The 18644-nt window shown below is 62.8% G+C and carries 16 protein-coding genes; 4 read left to right on the top strand and 12 right to left on the bottom strand.

Annotated elements, in window-relative coordinates:
- Window positions 1–83 precede the first annotated feature (83 nt).
- The 4 genes from OHL11_RS04135 to OHL11_RS04120 form a co-directional block, all read right to left on the bottom strand.
- Complete coding sequence (locus OHL11_RS04135; RefSeq protein WP_317890618.1) at window positions 84–920, bottom strand: SDR family oxidoreductase; 837 nt, start codon at window positions 918–920, stop codon at window positions 84–86.
- Entirely contained in the window at window positions 917–2296 is a 1380-nt protein-coding gene (locus OHL11_RS04130) for an FAD-binding oxidoreductase (protein ID WP_263370206.1), read from the bottom strand. The genes OHL11_RS04135 and OHL11_RS04130 overlap by 4 nt, the downstream gene beginning before the upstream one ends.
- A gap of 111 nt (window positions 2297–2407) precedes the next feature.
- Window positions 2408–3352 carry a polysaccharide deacetylase family protein gene (locus tag OHL11_RS04125; protein WP_263370205.1) on the bottom strand — a complete coding sequence of 315 codons (945 nt, stop codon included), beginning with the start codon at window positions 3350–3352 and terminating at the stop codon, window positions 2408–2410.
- Between the two features lie 149 nt (window positions 3353–3501).
- On the bottom strand, window positions 3502–4482 hold the full coding sequence (locus tag OHL11_RS04120) for a polysaccharide deacetylase family protein (RefSeq protein WP_263370204.1): 981 nt from the start codon (window positions 4480–4482) through the stop codon (window positions 3502–3504).
- Window positions 4483–4709: 227 nt separating this feature from the next.
- Here OHL11_RS04120 and OHL11_RS04115 point away from each other — a divergent pair, with 227 nt between their 5' ends.
- Window positions 4710–6539 carry a GGDEF domain-containing protein gene (locus tag OHL11_RS04115; RefSeq protein ID WP_263370203.1) on the top strand — a complete coding sequence of 610 codons (1830 nt, stop codon included), beginning with the start codon at window positions 4710–4712 and terminating at the stop codon, window positions 6537–6539.
- 284 nt (window positions 6540–6823) lie between these two features.
- On the opposite strand, the gene rplT is transcribed toward OHL11_RS04115, so the two are convergent.
- The 4 genes from rplT to OHL11_RS04095 form a co-directional block, all read right to left on the bottom strand.
- Window positions 6824–7192 carry a 50S ribosomal protein L20 gene (rplT, locus tag OHL11_RS04110; RefSeq protein ID WP_263370202.1) on the bottom strand — a complete coding sequence of 123 codons (369 nt, stop codon included), beginning with the start codon at window positions 7190–7192 and terminating at the stop codon, window positions 6824–6826.
- A gap of 168 nt (window positions 7193–7360) precedes the next feature.
- On the bottom strand, window positions 7361–7558 hold the full coding sequence (gene rpmI / locus OHL11_RS04105; protein ID WP_263370201.1) for a 50S ribosomal protein L35: 198 nt from the start codon (window positions 7556–7558) through the stop codon (window positions 7361–7363).
- A 92-nt stretch (window positions 7559–7650) separates the two neighbouring features.
- Complete coding sequence (locus OHL11_RS04100) at window positions 7651–8457, bottom strand: septal ring lytic transglycosylase RlpA family protein (RefSeq protein WP_263370200.1); 807 nt, start codon at window positions 8455–8457, stop codon at window positions 7651–7653.
- A complete protein-coding gene (locus tag OHL11_RS04095) occupies window positions 8454–8768 on the bottom strand; it encodes a hypothetical protein (RefSeq protein ID WP_263370199.1) in 315 nt (104 codons plus the stop codon). Before OHL11_RS04095 ends, OHL11_RS04100 begins: the two co-directional genes overlap by 4 nt.
- A 260-nt stretch (window positions 8769–9028) precedes the next feature.
- Between OHL11_RS04095 and OHL11_RS04090 the strand changes: the two genes are divergently transcribed.
- Window positions 9029–9952, top strand: a complete 924-nt coding sequence (locus OHL11_RS04090) for a hypothetical protein (RefSeq protein ID WP_263370198.1) — start codon at window positions 9029–9031, stop codon at window positions 9950–9952.
- A 62-nt stretch (window positions 9953–10014) separates the two neighbouring features.
- Here OHL11_RS04090 and bamA read toward each other — a convergent pair whose 3' ends face one another.
- The 3 genes from bamA to OHL11_RS04075 form a co-directional block, all read right to left on the bottom strand.
- Complete coding sequence (gene bamA / locus OHL11_RS04085) at window positions 10015–12975, bottom strand: outer membrane protein assembly factor BamA (RefSeq protein WP_263370197.1); 2961 nt, start codon at window positions 12973–12975, stop codon at window positions 10015–10017.
- Window positions 12976–13095: 120 nt separating this feature from the next.
- Window positions 13096–14631 carry an exosortase J gene (gene xrtJ, locus OHL11_RS04080; RefSeq protein ID WP_263370196.1) on the bottom strand — a complete coding sequence of 512 codons (1536 nt, stop codon included), beginning with the start codon at window positions 14629–14631 and terminating at the stop codon, window positions 13096–13098.
- Window positions 14632–14758: 127 nt separating this feature from the next.
- Window positions 14759–14950, bottom strand: a complete 192-nt coding sequence (locus OHL11_RS04075; protein WP_263370195.1) for a PExPT-CTERM protein — start codon at window positions 14948–14950, stop codon at window positions 14759–14761.
- A gap of 349 nt (window positions 14951–15299) precedes the next feature.
- Between OHL11_RS04075 and frr the strand changes: the two genes are divergently transcribed.
- Window positions 15300–15884, top strand: a complete 585-nt coding sequence (frr, locus tag OHL11_RS04070) for a ribosome recycling factor (RefSeq protein ID WP_263370194.1) — start codon at window positions 15300–15302, stop codon at window positions 15882–15884.
- 57 nt (window positions 15885–15941) lie between these two features.
- Here the strand turns inward: frr and folP are convergent, their stop codons facing one another.
- Window positions 15942–16808 carry a dihydropteroate synthase gene (folP, locus tag OHL11_RS04065; protein ID WP_263370193.1) on the bottom strand — a complete coding sequence of 289 codons (867 nt, stop codon included), beginning with the start codon at window positions 16806–16808 and terminating at the stop codon, window positions 15942–15944.
- 210 nt (window positions 16809–17018) lie between these two features.
- Between folP and OHL11_RS04060 the strand changes: the two genes are divergently transcribed.
- Window positions 17019–18620, top strand: coding sequence for a D-alanyl-D-alanine carboxypeptidase/D-alanyl-D-alanine-endopeptidase (locus tag OHL11_RS04060; RefSeq protein WP_263370192.1), 1602 nt, complete (start codon window positions 17019–17021; stop codon window positions 18618–18620).
- The last annotated feature ends 24 nt before the right edge of the window (window positions 18621–18644 follow it).

Genomic DNA, 18644 nt, shown 5'->3' with positions numbered 1-18644 from the left:
TCGAAAGATAGTTGCGAAGAGCTATCGAACGCATCGCAAAACGCCTCTCCGGAGAGAGGCGCTGGGGCAAAGCTGTTTGGTTGTTAGAGATTGAGCTTCTTGAAGATGCTTTCAGGGATGGCGCGGATGATTGCCATGATCAGGCGAAACTTGCCGGGGACGTAGAGGATGTCCGTGCCCTTGTCGATGCCGCGAACGAGGATCTGTGCGGCGGACTCGACTGAGATCATACCCGGAGGCGGGTTCGTCATCGACTCGGTCATCGCGGTCTTCACCGGGCCGGGCTTGATCGTCATCACGCGAACGCCGTCGCGATCAATACGATTGCGAAGGCCGTCCGTGAACGCCGTGAGGCCAGATTTTGCTGAGCCGTACACGTAGTTCGACTTGCGGCCGCGCTCGCCCGCCACCGAACTCACGACGGCAAGCGTGCCCGAGTGACGCTGCGCGCAGTAGTTGCCGAGCCAGGTGAGCAGGCTCGCCGGGGCGGTGTAGTTCGTGTGCAGCACACGGTGTGCGTCCGTGAAGTTCTTCTCCGACGCGGTCTGATCGCCGAGCAGTCCCATGACGACGAAGGCCACATCAAGACCGCCGAGCGAGTTGATTGCGTGCGCGAGCAGCTCTGGGTGGCGCGCGGTGTCGTCGAGGTCGGCCACAGCGGAGTCCACGTACGATGCGCCGCGAATCTTGAGGTCCGCAGCAACGGCGGCGAGCTTGTTGCTGTCGCGTGCGACGAGGAAGAGGCTATCGCCGCGCTCGGCCCACAGGCGCGCGGTCTCTTCCGCCATGCCGCTGGTCGCGCCGAGGATCAAGATGCGCTTCGGCGTGTAAGGCTCGGTGCTTCCCTTCTTTGTGGCAGCAATGACGGCAGCGTTGGAGCCTGTAGCGTTTGGAGTAGTAGTGGCAGGCATGTTGCTCATCGCGAACCTCCTGCGACGCGCTCCCAGAAGCTCGACGTGATGGCGGGGTCCTTGTAGCGCGCGAAGCGCTCGAACTGCGGGTAGTAGGCGCGGAACTGTTCGGGCGTCATGCAGGCGTCCTTGGCCGGGTAGAGGCGGCCGCCGTAGTCCTTCGTCATGTCGCCGAGGCGCTGCATGAGCGGGAAGGTGATGTCCTTGATGGGGAAGTCGAGCGCGAACATGAAGCCGGGCATCGGGAAGCTCATCATGCCGAGCGAAGGCACGTCGCCGAAGGTCTTGAGCACAGCGAGGAAGCTGGCGAGGCCGGACTTGGTGATCTCCTGCAGCATGGCGATGGTGCCTTCCTTGCTGGTCTCCCACGGCAAGGCGAACTGGAACTGCACAAGGCCACGCTTACCGTACATGCGGTTCCACTTGTGCACGGCGTCGAGCGGGTAGAAGAACGGCTCGTAGTCCTGCTTGGTGATGACGTGCTTCTTCATCTGCTTATGGAAGAAGACCGTGTTGAACGCGGAGATCGAGAGCTTGTTCAGCATGAAGCCCGGGGCTTCGATGGGGAACGTGAGCTTGGGCTTGCCGGAGGGCTTGAGTTCGCCGGGGTCCTTCGAGTGGTCGCCGAGCATGTAGATACCGCGCGCGAAGTTCTTGCCCTGCGAAACACAGTCGAGCCATGACACGGTGTACTCCACGTTGGGGTACGCCTTCTTGATGTCGAGGAACTCGTCGATGCCGTGGAACTGGATGCCCTCGTAGTCGATCATGCGGCTGACGATGGGCTTCAGGCGAAGCTGCGCCCAGACAATGACACCTGTGAGCCCCATACCGCCGATGGTGGCCGCAAACAGGTCGGGGTTCTCGGTGGCTGAGCACAACAAGCGCGTGCCGTCGGAGCGTACGAGTTCAAAGCGTGGGACGTGATTGCCGAAGGAGCCTGCGGCCTCGTGGTTCTTGCCGTGTACGTCGTTGGCGATCGCGCCGCCGAGCGTCACGAACTTCGTGCCGGGCGTAACGGGCAGGAAGAAGCCGCGCGGCACGGCGAAGTCAAGGATCTGCGCCAGCGTGATGCCAGCTTCTGCGGTAAGCACGCCGGTCTCAGGGTCCCAGTGCAGCAAGCGGTTCATGCTGGTGGTGTGAACCAGCGTGCCGTCTTTGAGCAGACCTACGTCGCCGTAGCTGCGCCCCATGCCCACGGCGAGCGCGCCTTCATGCACGCCGTCGATGATGCGCGGAAAGTCGCTCTGCCAGTGCAGTTCCTTCACGGTCGCGTTGAAGCGTGGATAGCGCCCCCATGACTCGAACGGAGGCGTGCCGGTGAAGGGTTCATCGGGGGCCGTGCGCGTGTGCAGCAGAGGCTCTTGCGTGGGGGTGTCGGGCATAGGTCTCTAGGATAGCGGATGCGGTGGGAATGGATGGCGGTACGGATCTCGAGCGGTTGAGTCCTGCAAACCCACATCTCAAAAAGCACGATGTGGGGCACCCGTTCTTGCCTACTCCTTCACCTTTCCCGATTCTTTTGATTCGCGGCAGGCTTTATTGAGCTCGTCAGTGAAGTCAGGCAGCTCGGGGACGGTCACCTTGCGTGCGGCGGCGACCTGCTCCATGAAGGTCGAGCCGCCCTTGGTGGTGACGTGCGGATCGAACTGGTAGGCATCATCGGCTTCGGCCTGTTCCAGCTTGATGAAGCTGTAGCCTTCGCTGCGGAATTGCTGAATGAGTTCGGGCAGCATCTTCGCGTCGAAGGCGCCGACATGCATCAGCAGGATGTACGGGATGTCGCGGCCATAGAGCGTGTGCGAGAGCTGACGGAAAGCCTTCGAAGCTTCCGACGCGGCTTGCAGATAGGTGTCGTGCAGGTCTTTGATCGCGCGCTCATCATGCTTCAGCGCGCAGCGCGCGTAAGCGTCGTTCCAGTTGTAATCCTGGAAGTCGAGCGAGATTTCGGCGACGTGATAGCCGTTCCTGAAGAGCCACGAGCGCACGGCGTCCCGCTTGGCGAGCGTGTTGCCTTCTTCGAGGAACGGGTAGCGGAACCAGTGCCAGTCGCCGACAGGATGCACGCGCTTGAGCAGCGGCTCATTCTGCTTGATGTCGTCGATGTAGCCCTGCGCCGTCATCAGGTCGAGCTCGGGGTGCGACCAGGTGTGGCTGCCGATGGGTTCACCGGCCGCGCGCCACGCGTCGAGGATCTCGATCTGGTAGGGGTACTGCGCGACGCGATAGCCGTTCGCGAAGCCGTAGACCGGCGGCATCTTCTCAGCTTTCAGCGTGGCAAGAATGCTCTTTACCGGCATCGGGCGCGTCATGCCCGGGGGCAGCGGGCCGTGTGCGGGAAGGTCGTCGAACGTGAAGACCACCTGTGGACCCTGCGCATGCGCAGCCGCCGCCATCGCAACGAAGAACAACCACGCGAGGCCGAGACGGCGGAGGTGCATGTTGGGAGTCTCGCACAGAGTGCGGTGGGTGTGGTGGCGCGTCAGAGTTCGTGGCTCCCACCCGTTCGCCAAGAGCGGCGCACGGGTGGGGCACCCGGCACGGATGGGACACCCAACGTTATGTTGGAGCGCAGAGGAAGATCGAGCCGTTAGCGGCACATCGCTTCGAGCTCCTTGGAGTAGTCATCGCGATGCTGGATGGGCAGGCCCTTTGCGTGGGCGACCTGGTCTTCGAGGAAGCCACCGCCTGCGCGCCTCGAGAGAGGAGTGCTGTAGGCCGGGTCCATCTCCGCTTGCGGCAGCGAGACGAAGGTGTAGCCATCCGCACGCATCTGCGCGATCAGCTCGGGGAACATCATCGCGTCAAAGGCTCCGATGTGCATGAGCACGACGTGCGGGATGTCGCGCTGGAAAGCCTGCAGGCTCGTCAGGCGCTCGGCCCACATGTTCTGCCGCGCCGCAGCGAGATAGGTGTCGTGTAGGCGCTGGATGGCGGTCTTCTCCTGTTTGGCGACGCAGCGCGCGTAGACGGAGTTCCAGTTGTAGTCGCCCCAGCTCATGGTGACGTCGGCGATCATATAGCCGTGCTGCGTGAGCCACGCGACGGCGGCAGCCTTCTTCTCGGGCGTCTCGCCCTCGGCGAGGAACGGATAGCGGAGGTACTTCCACGACTGCTTCTGCGGTGCCGAGGCCGGGTACGCCGCCATCTTCTGCAGCAGCGGCTCGTTCTTTTCGACGTCCGCGGTCCACTGCTCCAGCGGCTTCTCGTTGAGGTTCATGTGCGACCAGGTGTGGCTCGCGATGGGCTGGCCTGCGTCACGCCAGGCCTCGAGCACGCCGGCGGAGCCCTTAGGGTCGCGCTCCAGCCAGAAACCGTTGACCATGCCGGTGATCGGCGGCAGGTGCTCCTGCTGAATCACCTTGAGGATGCGCTGCGCGATCTCGAGGCGCGTCATGCCCTGCGGCAGCGAGCTGTGCTCCGGCAGGTCGTCGAAGGTGATCGCGAGCTGGCCCGGCTTCTTTTCCTGTGCAGGCGCGGTTTTCGCGGCAGGGGCGACCGTAGGCTGCTGCGCAAGGCAGGCAGTGGAGGCGAGCAGGCAGACGACGGAAACGGCAGCGCGGAGATTCATGGCGATCAGTCTACGCTGCCGCTGAAAGCATTTTGTAGGGGCATTCTTTCGCCGGCGGATTGCGGTAAGACGGTAACGTGACCCTAATGTGTCACCCCTGCTTCGCATTCGGGTAGCATCCAAAGCCCGCGCCGGTTCGTATCCTGAACAAGACAATGTCCTCCTGCCCCAAATCGTTGTTTTTTGCGCTGCTTTTGAGCGCTTTGCCTGCTGCTGCGCAGACACCCATGACCACGGTCACCTCCATCCGCTCACTGGCGCCGGAGATGGCCTCGGAGCACCGCCCGGTGGAGCTATCGGGCACCGTCACCGCGCTCTCCGGCTGGAAGAACAGCTTCTTTCTCGCGGACAGCACCGGCGGCATCTCGATTGATCGCCTGACGCAGGCTCCGCTAACCGCCGCGGGCGATCGCGTGACGGTGCACGGGCACACCGAGCCGGGACTGTTTGCGCCGATTGTCGTGGCGGACAATGTGACCGTCACCGGACACCAGTCGCTGGCCGAGCCGAAGCTGCTGCCTGCGGCCGACCTGCAGGGCGGAGTCCATGACAGCGAACGCGTTGCCGTGCGCGGCATCGTGCGCACCGCGGCGATCCAGACGCTGTGGGGACACCCACGCCTGGTCCTCACCGTAGACATCGGCGACAGCCTGCTCGTGACTGCGGTCGTGCAGGCGTTCAAGCCTGAGGATGTTCACGCGCTGACGGCCGCCGTGGTGCGGCTCAAAGGCGTTTGCGGCACGGTCTTCAACGACCGCCGCCAGTACATTGGCATTCGACTCTTCGTGACCGACCTGGACGACATTGCGATCGAGCGCCCGGCCCCGCGGGAGCCGTTCGATCTGCCGAACCGTCCGCTGAACGCGATGCTGCAGTTCCGCCAGGGCCGCGACGGCGTGGACATGGTGAAGGTCACCGGCACGGTGACGTGGTCACGCGCCGGCGAAGGCCTTTACCTGGAAGACAACGAGGGCGGAAGCCTCTTCGTACAGAGCGGACTTGACCGCAAGGTGCCGCTGGGCACGCGTGTGGAGGCAGTGGGCTACCCCGGCAAGGGCACCTACGCGCCGCAGATGGAGAACGCGATCTTCCAGGAGTTGGGCAGCGCTCCGCCGCTACGTCCGCTGGAAGTGCGCGCGAGCGAGATGATCGTGAACCGCGATGGCTTTCAGGTCGCTCCGCATGATTCGCAACTGGTGAAGCTGAGCGGCAAGCTGCGCGAGCAGTTCGAACGCGGCAACGAAGAAGTGCTGCTGCTGCAGGATGGCAACACTGTTTTCAGCGCGCGCATTCCGCACTCGGCGATGCACCGCGAGTACAGCAAGGGCAGCACGTTGAGCGTCACTGGCGTGGCCATGATGATCGTGGACCAGTCGCGCGAGCCGAAGGCAGTCGTCGTAATGATGCGCGTGCCGGAGGATGTGGTCGTCGTGCACGGCGCGCCGTGGTGGAGCGCAGAGCACCTGAGCTGGCTCGCGGGCGTACTCGCGGTGCTGGCAGTGCTGCTCTTCGGCATCATCGCGTTCCTGCGTCGCCAGGCTGCGTTGCGCGAGATGGTCTTCACCGATCAGCTAACGGGACTCTACAACCGCCGCGGCTTCATGGCGTTTGCGCAGGCGCACTGGGTGAAGGCACAGAAGCTGCGCACGCCGCTGCTGCTGATCTACATCGACCTCGATCTCTTCAAGCAGATCAACGATACGCACGGCCACAAGATGGGCGACGAGGCCCTGAAGCGTGTGGGCGAGTTGCTGATGTCGAGCTTCCGCAAGAGCGACGTGATCGGCCGCATGGGTGGCGACGAGTTCGCCGCCGTAGCGCTCGACGGCAGCCCGGAGCTGGCGGCAGAGCTTTGCGACCGCATTCGCAGCGAAGTCGAAGCCACGAACGCGAAGCACCGCTACCCGTTCGAGCTTTCACTGAGCCTCGGCTCGGTGGTCTGCGATCCGGCTAAGCAGGGCGGCAGCATCGAAGACCTGCTCGCACAGGCCGACGAGATCATGTACGAACAGAAGCGTCAGCGCAAGGCCGAGCGAGCCATGGCCGCTGCAGGGTAACGCTGGTTTGAGGGCCCAGGGCTCAGGGTGTAGGGCCCAGGGTGTAAGGGATAGGGTGTAGGGGTTAGGCTTGGCGACGAACGGGTGCCCCACATCTCGATTTTTGAGATGTGGGTTTGCAGGATGCTCAAGGATGCGGGTTTCCCCCGACCTCAAGCCTATACCCGGGACCTCACCCATCTCGGCTCGAAAACCCCACCCCTACGCACTCGCCTCCCCAACTCCGTGCAACACAACAAAAGGCGTGGCCAAGGGCCACGCCTTTTGCTGTGTTGCGGAATCGGTTACTTCTTGGCGGCTGCGAGGCCAGCCTTCGCCTGCGCGACGAGGGCCGTGAAGCCTGCTGCGTCGTTGGCGGCGATGTCAGCAAGGATCTTGCGATCGAGGCCGTTGCCAGCCTTCTTGAGGCCGTTGATGAAGGTCGAGTAGCTCATGCCGTTCAGCTTGGCTGCTGCGCCGATACGGACGATCCACAGCGAGCGGTACTGACGCTTCTTCTGCTTACGGCCGATGTAGGCGAACTTGAGACCGCGCTCGACGGCTTCCTGAGCGGCCTGATAGAGCTTGGACTTGGTGAGGAAATAGCCGCTGGCGCGCTTAAGAATCTTGCGGCGGCGATCAGCGCGCTTTGTACTGCGTTTTACACGAGGCATCGTGTGCTCCTGTTTGCGTACTTCGGTTGAGCGGCTGGTGGCAAGAGGGCCACTTCACACGCTTGTTGCTCTCCTCACATCTCAATGGGGTTCGCGATTTGCTAGCCCAGCAGCCATGGACGCATGTTCGGCTGACTTGATGGAGAAACCTCTACTGCTTCTTACGCTTTAAGCGTAAGGAAGCATGCGGGCGACCTTCGGCGTATCCGCTACGGAGACGAGGGTGATCTGACGAAGATGACGCTTCGTCTTCACCGACTTCGACGTAAGGATGTGGCGCATCTTGGACTGGCCGCGCTTGAACTTGCCGGATGCAGTCTTCTTGAAGCGCTTCGCCGCGCCCGAGTGGGTCTTCAACTTTGGCATGGGTATGCTTTCTGCGGTGCCTTCTGTGATGCTTGAAGAGCGACCGAGGGGTTTGTTGCAGGATTCAGTATAGCAGAACTGTGGATTTTCTCTTAGTCCAGGCGCACGAGGAACGCATCGGCCTGATCGTCAGGCTTGCCGATCCACTCCCGGATGGCCTGCGCCTGCTCTTTCACGCGGCCGGGCGGGTCGATGCGGACCCAGTAGCCTGTCGGCCCCTGGAACTCCTGAATCCTCGCCGTGGCGTAGCGCTTGGCGAGCGCGTCGCGGAGGTCATTCGCGTCGCGCTGCGTGGAGAACGCGCCTGCCTGCACCGCCCACAGACCGGGCTTTTCAACCGTCGCGGACGAAGGCGAGTAGGCCTCGACCTTCACCTTGGCGACGCCCATGCGGTAGAGGTCGATCCGCTTGGCCGCGCCTTCGGAGAGGTCCATGAGGCGGCCGCGCACGAAGGGGCCGCGGTCCGTAATGCGGACGATGACGCTTTCATTGGTGGCCAGGTTCGTCACGCGGGCCAGCGAGCCCAGCGGCAGCGTACGGTGCGCCGCGGTGAGGCCATTCTGGTCGTAGGTGCTGCCGTCTGCGGCTTTGCGGTTGTGGAACGAGGGTCCGTACCAGCTCGCCATGCCGGTTTCGGTCATGATGGGCTTGCCGGTGAGGGTGAGGTTCGAGGTGTCAGGCGCCGGAGCGGACGGCCGAGGCGCAGTCGGACGCGGGGTCGCGGAGGCACGATCGCCGCTGCTCGGCGCGGGCTTACGATGCTTCGGCGGGTAGCCCGAAGACCAGTCCGGACGATCCGGCGCCTGGTTGCTGGCGTACTTGGCGTGATGGTGGCAACCAGCCAGTCCGACGCAAAGCAGTGCGAGCAACGCCACTCGAAGGTGAAGACGGAAGCTCATTCGGATCGGCCGTCCGTGGGATCATCGTAGGCCGAGCGCGGATAGGGCGAGTCGGGACGCGGGGCGGATGACGATGCCTCAGAGGCGCGCGGCGGGGTCGACGGAGTGCCGCGACGGGCGTCGTCCATATGCGCAGCGAGCTGGTCGAGCTTGGCCGCCAGTGAACGCAGCGCGTTGGAGCTATGGCGGCGCACCTCGGGCACAACCTCGGTGTCGATCGTGTTTGCGGCCTGACGCAGTTCCGCCTCGATGCGCGTGGCGGCATCGCGCAGGCGTGCTTCCCAGTCTTTCGCGTACGGATCGTTCGGCATGGCGCGCAGGTTCTCCAGCTTTGAGCATCGCGGCGCGGCGCGGCAGGGTCAACGGCTTTCGGGCGTCTGTTGCCGAAGTGGTAACGCTGAAGCCGGAAATGGAAAGCTGCCGCGCGAGAAAGCTGTTGATGAAACTGCAAGAAATACAACCGCATCGCCGGTTCTTGCGTCCCTTTGGAGACAGCATGAAAAAGTACTTCGCTCGCGCAGCCCACCGCAGAGCGCGGAGCGAAAGGACAAGGATTCAAATGAAGAAGTGGATGAAGATTTCTCGACCGGCGGCAGTCGCCGGAATGCTGCTCGGAGTCGCAGCCTGCACCAAGGCGCAGGCGTTGCACACGGTAGCCGAGCCGATGTTGGTCGCAACCGCACTGCCCGCCACCGCGAGCTTTGCGGAACTGGCGCATGAAAGCAGCCCGTTTGCCGCATACAGCTCGTCGACCGTGGCGGAGAACACCGCCGAGGCCGAACTGCCCGAGGCGCCTTCCGCGCAGATCCTGAAGGAGAAGAAGCAGGACCCGCGCATTCCCGCCGTGCCCGCAGCCGCCGGTCGCGCGATCAACCATCCGGGCCGTCCTGCAGTAAGCCAGTACGAAAAGTACATCCCCGCCGGCTATGTGACGCACCCGCAGACGGTGCATGAGAAGGTAATCACCGGTGCGCGCGATCTTTACTCACCGGGCACCATCGCCGGCTGGTTCATCTCTTCCGGCTGGAGTCACCTGATCAACAGCTCGCCGAACTACGGCACGGACAAGGGTGCCTACGGCGAGCGCCTGGGCGCCGCCGCGCTGCGCTCCACCTCGCAGGGCGTGCTGACGGATATGGTCTTCGCTCCGTTGCTGCACCAGGACCTTCGCTACTACGTGAAGGGACCGCGCTACAACGTGGTGCAGCGCACGCTGTATGCGGCCAGCCGCGTGCTGATAGCGCGACGCGACACGACGAGCACGACCGTCAACACGGCCGAGCTCGCAGGCTATTTGGGCACGGCGGCGATGACACAGATTTACTATCCGTCGGTAAACCGCGGCTGGGACAACTTCGCGTCGAGCTTCGGCTCCTCGCTGGGTGGCGCGATGCTGACCAACATCTTCAACGAGTTCCGTCCGGACATCCTGATGGTGGCGCACTTGAAGCACAAGTCGTATGAGCCGTTCAAGGATAACGATCCGCGCAACTAGCGTCCCTCCTATAACGCAAGAAAGCCCGCCGATTGGCGGGCTTTCTCATGCTTGGACTCCGACTAGAAGGTGGTGGATACCGTCAGGCGGAAGGTCTTACGCGGTTCGCGGAACTGGTAGGTGTTCTGTCCGCCGTAGAGTCGTACCGCCTCCGCGTAGGTGTAGTTGCCTGCACCGTTCGACGGGAAGAAGCTGCGGAACTCCGAGGTGGAAACCGGCAGTTGCGGAGCCACGTCCTTGTAGAGACGGAGCGGGTTGTACGCGTAGTAGATACGCAGCGGAGCGTTGACGACCGGCAGCACGAACTGAATTTCCGCACCGTTCGACATACGCGGAACGAAGTTCGTACCCGGCACCACCGGCAGCTCGAGCGGGAAGTTCACCTGCTTGCCGCCGAAGCAGTTGCCGTTGACGACCTGCGGGCAACCGTAGAGCGGAGCGTTCAGCTGCGACAGACCGAGAACGCTTTGACGAAGCTGGGCGTTGGACGTATCGAAGGCCATACCGAAGTCCGTGAACAGGGCGAAGGTGACCTGATTCATGATCGGAATGCGGTACTCCACGTTACCGGTGAAGCTGGTATCAGCACCCACCGACGACAGGTTGAAGAGCGGCAGCGGGATCTGCACATTCCCCAGCGAGGGGTTCGTGGGATCGCGCGGCACCAGCGAACCGTCGGGGTTCGTCAGGTTATAGAGCTGGCGGACCGGAACGAAGGTGTAAGGTGACGACGAACGGATATCGAAGCCGCGGACGTCGTTTTCGCCACCACCATAGATGCGGGCAAACGGAGGAGCGACCTGGCCGCCATAACCGTACACGCTGGAGTACTGCGCGCGCATGGCGAGGACGTTGTGGCCTTCCTTGTTAATGCGCAGCCCCTTCATCGGGTAGAACTGGCGGAACGAGATCGTGGGAGCAACGTACTTCGTGTTGCCGCCGAGTCCAGCGAACTGGATGACCATGTTGAAGTCACGACCCGAGTGCGGACCGACGCCGCGATCCAGCGTCGAGAACGAGAAGCTCGGCGAGATGATCGAGCTCACGATACCGTCGAGCGAGTTCTGACCAGCGACGCCCGAACGGAACGCCAGGGTCGAGAACACATTGCGCGTGTTGTCGTTGAACGCCGTCACGCCGGAGCGCGAGAGCGAGTACGACAGACCGAGGCGCGATACACCCGAAAGGCGCAGGAAGCGACGCAGTGCCGACGAGGTGGAGATGGTGAAACCGGTCGACGACTGGTTGTAGTTGGTGAGCAGCGAGTTCTGCTGATTGGTCAGGTTCGCGCTCTGGCCGTTGGCAATCGCGTAGCTCTTCGCCGGGTTGTAGTCGAGCTTGGTCGTGAAGACCTGCACGCCGAGCGAGACCGGCTTGTTGCGCAGGTAAGGCTCCGTGAAGCCGAACGAGAGGTTGCGCGACATGTCGCCGATGTTGGCGTTGACCGACAGCGTTTCGCCGAAGCCGAGGAAGTTGTTCGTCTCGTAGTTGAGACCGATGAACGAACCAGACTGGCCCGAGAGACCACCGTTGAGGCCGATGGAGTTCTTGCCCTTCTCCTTCAGCTTGATGAGGAGGTCCACCGTGCCCGCGTCTGCGTTCTGGCGCGTTTCGACGTCTTCATCCACCTTGAGGTTTTCGAAGTACGAGAGCTGGTTGAGGCGCTGCAGCGAGTACTCGACAAGCTGCGAGCTGTACTTCTGACCTTCCTCCACCATCAGTTCGCGACGGATCACGCGGTCACGCGTCAGCGTGTTGCCGGAGAACTCGATGCGCGAGATGTAGAACTGCTTGCCTTCGTCGATATCGATGTCGAGATAGACGAGGTGCTTGGCTTCATCGAAGCGCGGAGTCGGCGTACCGACGAAGTTGATGAAGCCGTAGGAACCGTAAGCCTTCTGCAGAGCCTGCAGGCCCTTGCCGAATGCGGTCGCGTTGAACCAGTCGCCGTCCTTGATGGCAAACTGCGAGCGCAGGGCCTTGGCGTTGTTCAGCGTCTTGTTGCCGGTGAAGGTGATGCCGCCGAGGCGGTAACGCTCGCCTTCTTCGATCGGGATCAGGATATCGACGCGCTTGCCGGTGGACGGGCGCAGCGTGAGCGGGTTGATGCCGCCCGCGTTGCGTACGTTCGTTTCCGGCTCGCCGTAGGTCGCCTTCGCGTAGCCGCGATCGCGGTACGCCTGGCGGACGCGCTCGGCATCTTCGTCGAGCTTCGACGCGTCATACGTGCGCGGCAGAATGTCTTCGAGGAAGATGGAGTGCGGTACACCGATGGGCTTCAGGTTACGCATCGATGCGCGCAGATCGCGAGCGGGAACGTGATCGTTGCCCGTGAACTGGATCTTGCCGACCTTGACCGTCGGGCCTTCCTTCACGTTGAAGGTGAGGGCCACGGCAGCGGGCGGAATGGTCTTGATTTCGGTGCGGATGATGGCGAACTGATGGCCGTGTTCGCCGAGCAGTTCCTTCAGCACGACTTCAGCGCGCTTCACACGCGTAGGGTCATACTGGCTCTCCACCGAAAGGCCAACCTTGGCCTTCTTGAAGCGCTCGAGCACGTCGGAAACGCTGACGGCGTTGAGGCCCTTGTAGTTGATCTCGCGGATGGTGGGCTTTTCGCGGACGTAAACGATCATCTGCACGCAGTTGGGATCGTCTACGCGCTCGATGCGCACATCTTCGAAGTAGCCGGTGTTCCAGAGCGAGTTGAAGTCACGCTCCACCATCGCGGGATCGTACTGATCGCCGGGACGCGAGAATAGACGCGCAAGCACGGATTCACGAGGGATACGGCGATTGCCCACGACCTGCGTGGGGCAAAGAATCTGCGGTGCGCTGGCCGCGGTGAACTGCGGAGTCGCGCGGACCTGAGCTTCGGACGCTGCCGGGGCATTTGCCATAACGGCGAACGCCAGACACGGCGCAAGCAGCGTCGAGAGGATGCGGCTGGAGCGCGTGCGCACAGCTTCAGAAGTACGGTTCGGAGCGCTCGCGCTCACAGGCTTTCCGGAAAAGATGACCACACCCTCACTGCTCGATGAAACAAGATGAAACCCGCCGCCAACAGTCGCTAAAACCTGCCCACGAGTGGAGTCTTGATTATAGGCGACCAGACGCGACAGCGGGAAACTGAACCTGCGTTATTACTGCCGATGACCATACGGCATCGCCGTGTCACCCAACTTCGCCTGGCCCAGAAAGGCCGTCAGAGCGGCGTCCAGACGAGGCCGCATCTGCTCGACAGGCGTCATGCTATCGGTAGTTTCCACCCGCAGCAGCACCGGCACGGGGCCGCGCGAAGACTGCATCGGGAGCCGCCCTTCGGGGGGCGCCACCACCATGGTCACATGCTGATTTTCCCCGGAATACTGCTCACAACGGCCGTTCTGGCAGACCGAGGCGGCCTCCAGCCACTGCAGCGCGCCGTTGTTGTACATGGCCTCGCTGACCGCGACCACGCCCTGCGGCGTGGGGATGTCGCGGTGGCCGTGCCAGGTAGGATCTTCACCCCGCGCGAGGTGGCAAATCTCAGCGTCATGCTGGCTGAGACGCGGCGAAACACCGAGCGCAACTTTTTGTGCCAGATCGGGCGATTGGTACTCCGCCCAGGTGTAAACGATCCAGCCGGTGACAAGGCGATCGTCCCACTGACGCACTTTGTGCCAGTTGCCGAGCTGGTCGGGGAGCGGAGCGGCGTCCACCTGCATGGTATTCAGTTTCTCGGCGCGGATCACGTGGACCGTGTCGCCCGCGAAGATCGCTGCCAGCACCAGCACCACCGCAACGCGCGCGAGGTACGCGCGAGCATGCGTCGGGCGCCGAACCGGCTGATCAGCGATGGGCGGCAGCGTATCGGCGGGATCGCGGCGCAGCTTGTTCGCCAGAGCGAAGAAGATAAGGAGCGCGCAGACGAAGAGCACGCCGCCAATGACGTAGTCGCCCTGCTTGGCGCGCACCTGGAACCACGGAAGCTGCAGCGTCAGCTTGTAGTACACGACGAGCAGGCAGAGTCGCAGGAAGTTGAAGAGATAGCCGAGCAGCACGGCGCCCGCGACGACCGGCGCGAAAACCCACCAGCGGAAGCGATACAGATAGCCGACGACGAGCGCGGCCATGCCCAGCGTGATCGCGCCGCGAATGCCGTTGCAGCCCGGCGCGATGAACATGCCATACTCCGGCGTGAACATGAGGCGCAGACGGTCCTGCGTAAGCTGCTCGCCGAGCAGGTGGGCGAAGCCGCGCGCCACCGTGGCGGACGCATGCTGCAGCGGAAGGTCGACGAGGTTCGTGAAGCTCTGCGGAATAGGGATCACGGCCCCCATGAAAAGCACCGGGAACCACGCCTCACGCAGCAGGCGCCAACCGCCGAAAAGCAGCACCATGCTGGCTGTATAGGCAATTGCCACCACCGGGAACGGCGGCAACTGCACCAGCCAGTGCTTGTTCACCATGACCACGAAGAGCGTCTGCGACTGGATATAGACCAGCGCGACCGTGACGGCGAGCATCGCAAAGCCCCACCAGGAGCCTTCCGTTTCCCAACCGAGCCGGCGCCAGACGCGAAGAATGAGCGCCATCGAAATCAGGGGCACGACAGCGCCCATGCTCTTCAGATCGTCATTTCCCCAAAGCAGCAGCAGTTGGCGGGCCGTGGGGTAAATCGTAAAAAGCCCCGCCACGGAGCAAAGGCAAGCCAATGCAACCGCGGTACGGGGCTTTAAGAAACTGCTGGACACGCCTTCTGATGGGGTCACTATACGTCCGTCAATAAGCTCGACCGAAGCAGGCGATCGTGTCCTTACGTACTTAGTTCTTCGGGGCGCGACGTGCGCGGATGCGCATACGCAGGGTGTTCAACCCATAAACGCCGCCTGCCAGACCGGCAAGGATCAGCGTTGGATTTTCAGGCGAGTCTGAACAACCAGACTGCGCCAACGCCGGGTGTGCCAGCGCGACAAGAGCGATCAGAGTGGAGGTGTAAAGAATTGCCTTCTTCATATGAAATCCTTCGGGGCCTAAACCGTGTGGCCAGGAGTGGATTTTGCGAGCTGCGAACCCATGTCTTACATGAATAACTATCTATCGGGCTACCGCAGGGAGCAATACTACGTTTGATGCAGTTCCTATGCTAGGGGTATTCCGGCCGTAAGTCCACGAAAAACCGGGGCATACCGCCACTTCCTGTTCATGAGGACGAAAGTAATAGTTACAAAGGGAGTAGGAAACTACATCGTCCCTCGATATCTGCCCCTAAATATAACTTCTCGCCGCGCGATTTCAGCCCTCGGCCCGTTCCTTTGTACAATCAGGCGTTGGCAGCTCTTGGCTGCAGAGGAGAGAACGAGCAATGGCATCGGCGATGGCAAATATCGAAGCGCTGAAGAGCGTCGGGGAAAACCTTAAGTCCCGCATGAACAAGACTGTGGAGGACTTCCGCACTCATCTGTCGAGTGTTCGCACCGGCCGCGCTTCGGTGCACATGCTGGACAGCATTCGCGTAGAGCAGTACGGCTCGGAAGTGCCGCTTTCGCAGGTGGGCACCCTGAAGGCCCCCGATGCGACCTCGCTGACGGTCGAGCCGTGGGACAAGAGCATCCTGGGCGCGATTGAGAAGGCGATCCGCGGATCGAACCAGGGCTTCAATCCCATGAATGACGGCAAGATCGTGCGTGTGCCGGTTCCTCCGATGACCGAGGAGCGCCGCAAGGAAGCGGTCAAGCAGCTTGCGGGCGTCCTCGAGGACCACAAGACCTCGATCCGCAACATCCGCCGCGATGGCAATGACCAGGTGAAGAAGGCGGCCAAGGACAAGCTGATCTCGTCCGACGACGAGAAGAAGGCGAATGACGAGATTCAGGCTTTGACGGACGCGGAGATCAAGCGTCTTGAGGAGAACTTCAAGGCCAAGGAAAAGGAAGTCATGACGATCTGATCTCGTCATCGCTTCCAAGAAACGGCGGGCCTGCGGGCTCGCCGTTTTCGTCGGTGGCTACGAGCCTTTCGCGAGAAGAGCATCGGCGATGTTCGCCGCTTCCCTCGCCTCGCGAACGTCGTGCACGCGGATAAGGTGCGCACCGTTGAGGATGCTGGCGACGTTTGCCGCGATCGTTGCAGGCAGTCGTTCGGCAGCATTCGCACCGCCGAGGAATCCTTTGCGCGAAAGGCCGATCAGCAGCGGCAGATCGAAACCTTGCAGCTCGTGAAGGCCTGCGAGCAGCGTGAAGTTTTCCGCGCCTCGCTTGCCGAAGCCGAAGCCTGGGTCGAGCACGATCTGCTGCTGCGCGATGCCGGCAGCGCGCGCGATGGCGAGCTGCATGGTGAGGCCGTCTACGACCAGCGGCAGGACCTGCTCGCACGACAGCGGAGGCAGAGAACCCCACTCAGTCGGCCGGCCGCGCGTGTGCATCAGCACGAGCCCACAGCCGGAAGCGGCGACGGCGGCTGGCATCGCTTCGTCCCAGCTCAGGCCGCTGACGTCGTTGATGATCTCTGCACCGAGCGCCGCGGCCGCGCGTGCGGTGGACGCGTGATACGTGTCGATGGAGACAACCGCGTCGGCGCGTTCGCGGAGGATGGCTTCGAGCGCGGGAAGCAGGCGCTGCTGCTCTTCCTCAGGGCTGATGGCCGCGGCATTGGGGCGCGTGGACTCCGCGCCGAGGTCGAGGATGTCGGCACCAGCATCCAGCTGTGCGGCGGCGTGCGCAAGCGCTTCGTCGATTCCCTGCTGCGAGAGACCGTCGCCGGAAAAGCTGTCGGGCGTCAGGTTCACGATACCCATGACGAGCGTGCGCTGCCCCAACTCCAGCGAGCGAGTGCGGGTTTGCCAGAGAAAGCGCGGGCGCGGAAGGAAGGCCATCGGATTCGATGATATCCGCCGCGCGAGCTGAAGATCGGGTGTCCCACATCTGCTTTTGCAGAGGGGCTTTTGCAGGACGCGTCCTTGGAATCAACCTATGCTGTGATTCCCCTGGCACCCTGCAAACCCTTGGCTCAGAATCGAGAGAGGGAACGCTCGGGGCTAGCCCCGCCGCGACGCGTGCGCGTGTACCCTGTTCGCATGTTCTCGATGCGCCGACTGCCCGCCTTTGCGCTCCTCGCTTTCACCGTAGGTACTGCCGCCGCGAAAGCGCAGTCTCCGATCGCAGCGCAGATTGATGCGCTGCTGAACGATCCTCGCGCAGAGAGCGCGCACATTGGCGTCGCGGTAACGAAGCTCGATGGCACGCCGGTCTACATGCACGATGCGGGTAAGCACTTTCGCCCGGCTTCGGTGACGAAGCTCTACACCTCGGCGACGGCGTTCGCGCTGCTAGGCCCAGAGAAGCGGTTCAGCACCAAGATCATGGCGTATGGCCCGATCGATGCCGAGGGCACGCTGCATGGCAAGCTGATGTTGATCGGCGGTGGCGATGCGAACTTCGCGGGGCGTGAGCCGATTCCCTATGTAGCGCCGTCGAGCCTGCCAAAGGGCGCGAAGCCAACCAAGGGGCCGGGGCTTGCCGACTTCGACACGCTGGTCGCGCAGGTGAAGTCGCATGGCATCCGGCGCATCGACGGCAGCATTGGCCTCGACGTCACGCGCTTTGAAGACACGCCCTATGGCGAAGGCTGGTCCGTGGACGATCTGCTCTGGGGCTACGGTGCTCCGGCGAGCGCGCTGGTCGTCCACGACAACATGGTGGACGTGCTGATCACCGACCCTGCGCCCGGAGATGCTGGTCCGCGCAGGGCGGACGTCGCGGTCGATCCTCAAGTGCCATACTTCGTCGTTGATGCGAGCTTGCTGAACGTAGGTCCGACGTATCCGTCGAATCAGGTGTTCGTGACGCGCGGCGATCAGCCGGGTAAGCTCCGCGTGAGCGGGGTGCTCAACGGCAAGCTTGGCATGGACCACGAGCATCTCGCGATTGAGCAGCCGAACGCGTACGCGATGTCAGCGTTTCGGCAGGCGATGCAGCAGGGCGGCTTTGGACCGCAGAACTCAACGGAACTTTCAGCGCTGCCCGAGACACAGGAGGCGTCCTTCTCGGCGGAGGTGCGCAAGGTGCTTCCACTCCCCGCGACATGCCCGGCAGAGCCGCATGTCGCTCCTGCTGCGGCGAGTCAACCGACTCCGCAGACGATGGTCGCGGAGCTTCGTTCGCCCACGCTGGCCGAGGACGCGGTCTACACGCTGAAGGAGTCGCAGAACCTGCACGCCGAGATGATGCTGCGCAACACCGGCGTTGAGAAGACCTGCGATCCATCGCTCAAGCGCGCACTGCAGGTCGAGCGTAGCTTTCTGGTGAACACGGCAGGGCTGAAGAGCGATGACTTCATGTTCTACGACGGCTCGGGCATGAGCGCCAAAGACCTGGTGACGCCGCGCTCGACGGTCGCGCTGCTGCTGTTTGCGCGGCAGCAAGCATGGTTCCCGCAGTGGAAGATGGCGCTGCCGATCGCGGGCTTCGACGGCACACTCGGCTCGCGCTTCAAGAGCTCTGCGGCGAAGGGACACGTCTTTGCGAAGACAGGAACGCTGGGCGAGTCGCGTGGGCTGGCAGGGTATATCGAGATGCCGGGAAAGGATCCGCTGGCGTTTGCGATCTTTACCGAAGATCACACACCGGGAAGCTCGGGCGACCGCGAGGTGATGGATGCGATCGTCGAGGCGATCGCGGCGCAGTAGGAAGCCGGGGAGACTTCGGCGTCC

The sequence above is a fragment of the Granulicella cerasi genome (assembly GCF_025685575.1).
Classification (GTDB): domain Bacteria; phylum Acidobacteriota; class Terriglobia; order Terriglobales; family Acidobacteriaceae; genus Granulicella; species Granulicella cerasi.
This window is presented reverse-complemented; position numbering and strand designations above follow the sequence as displayed.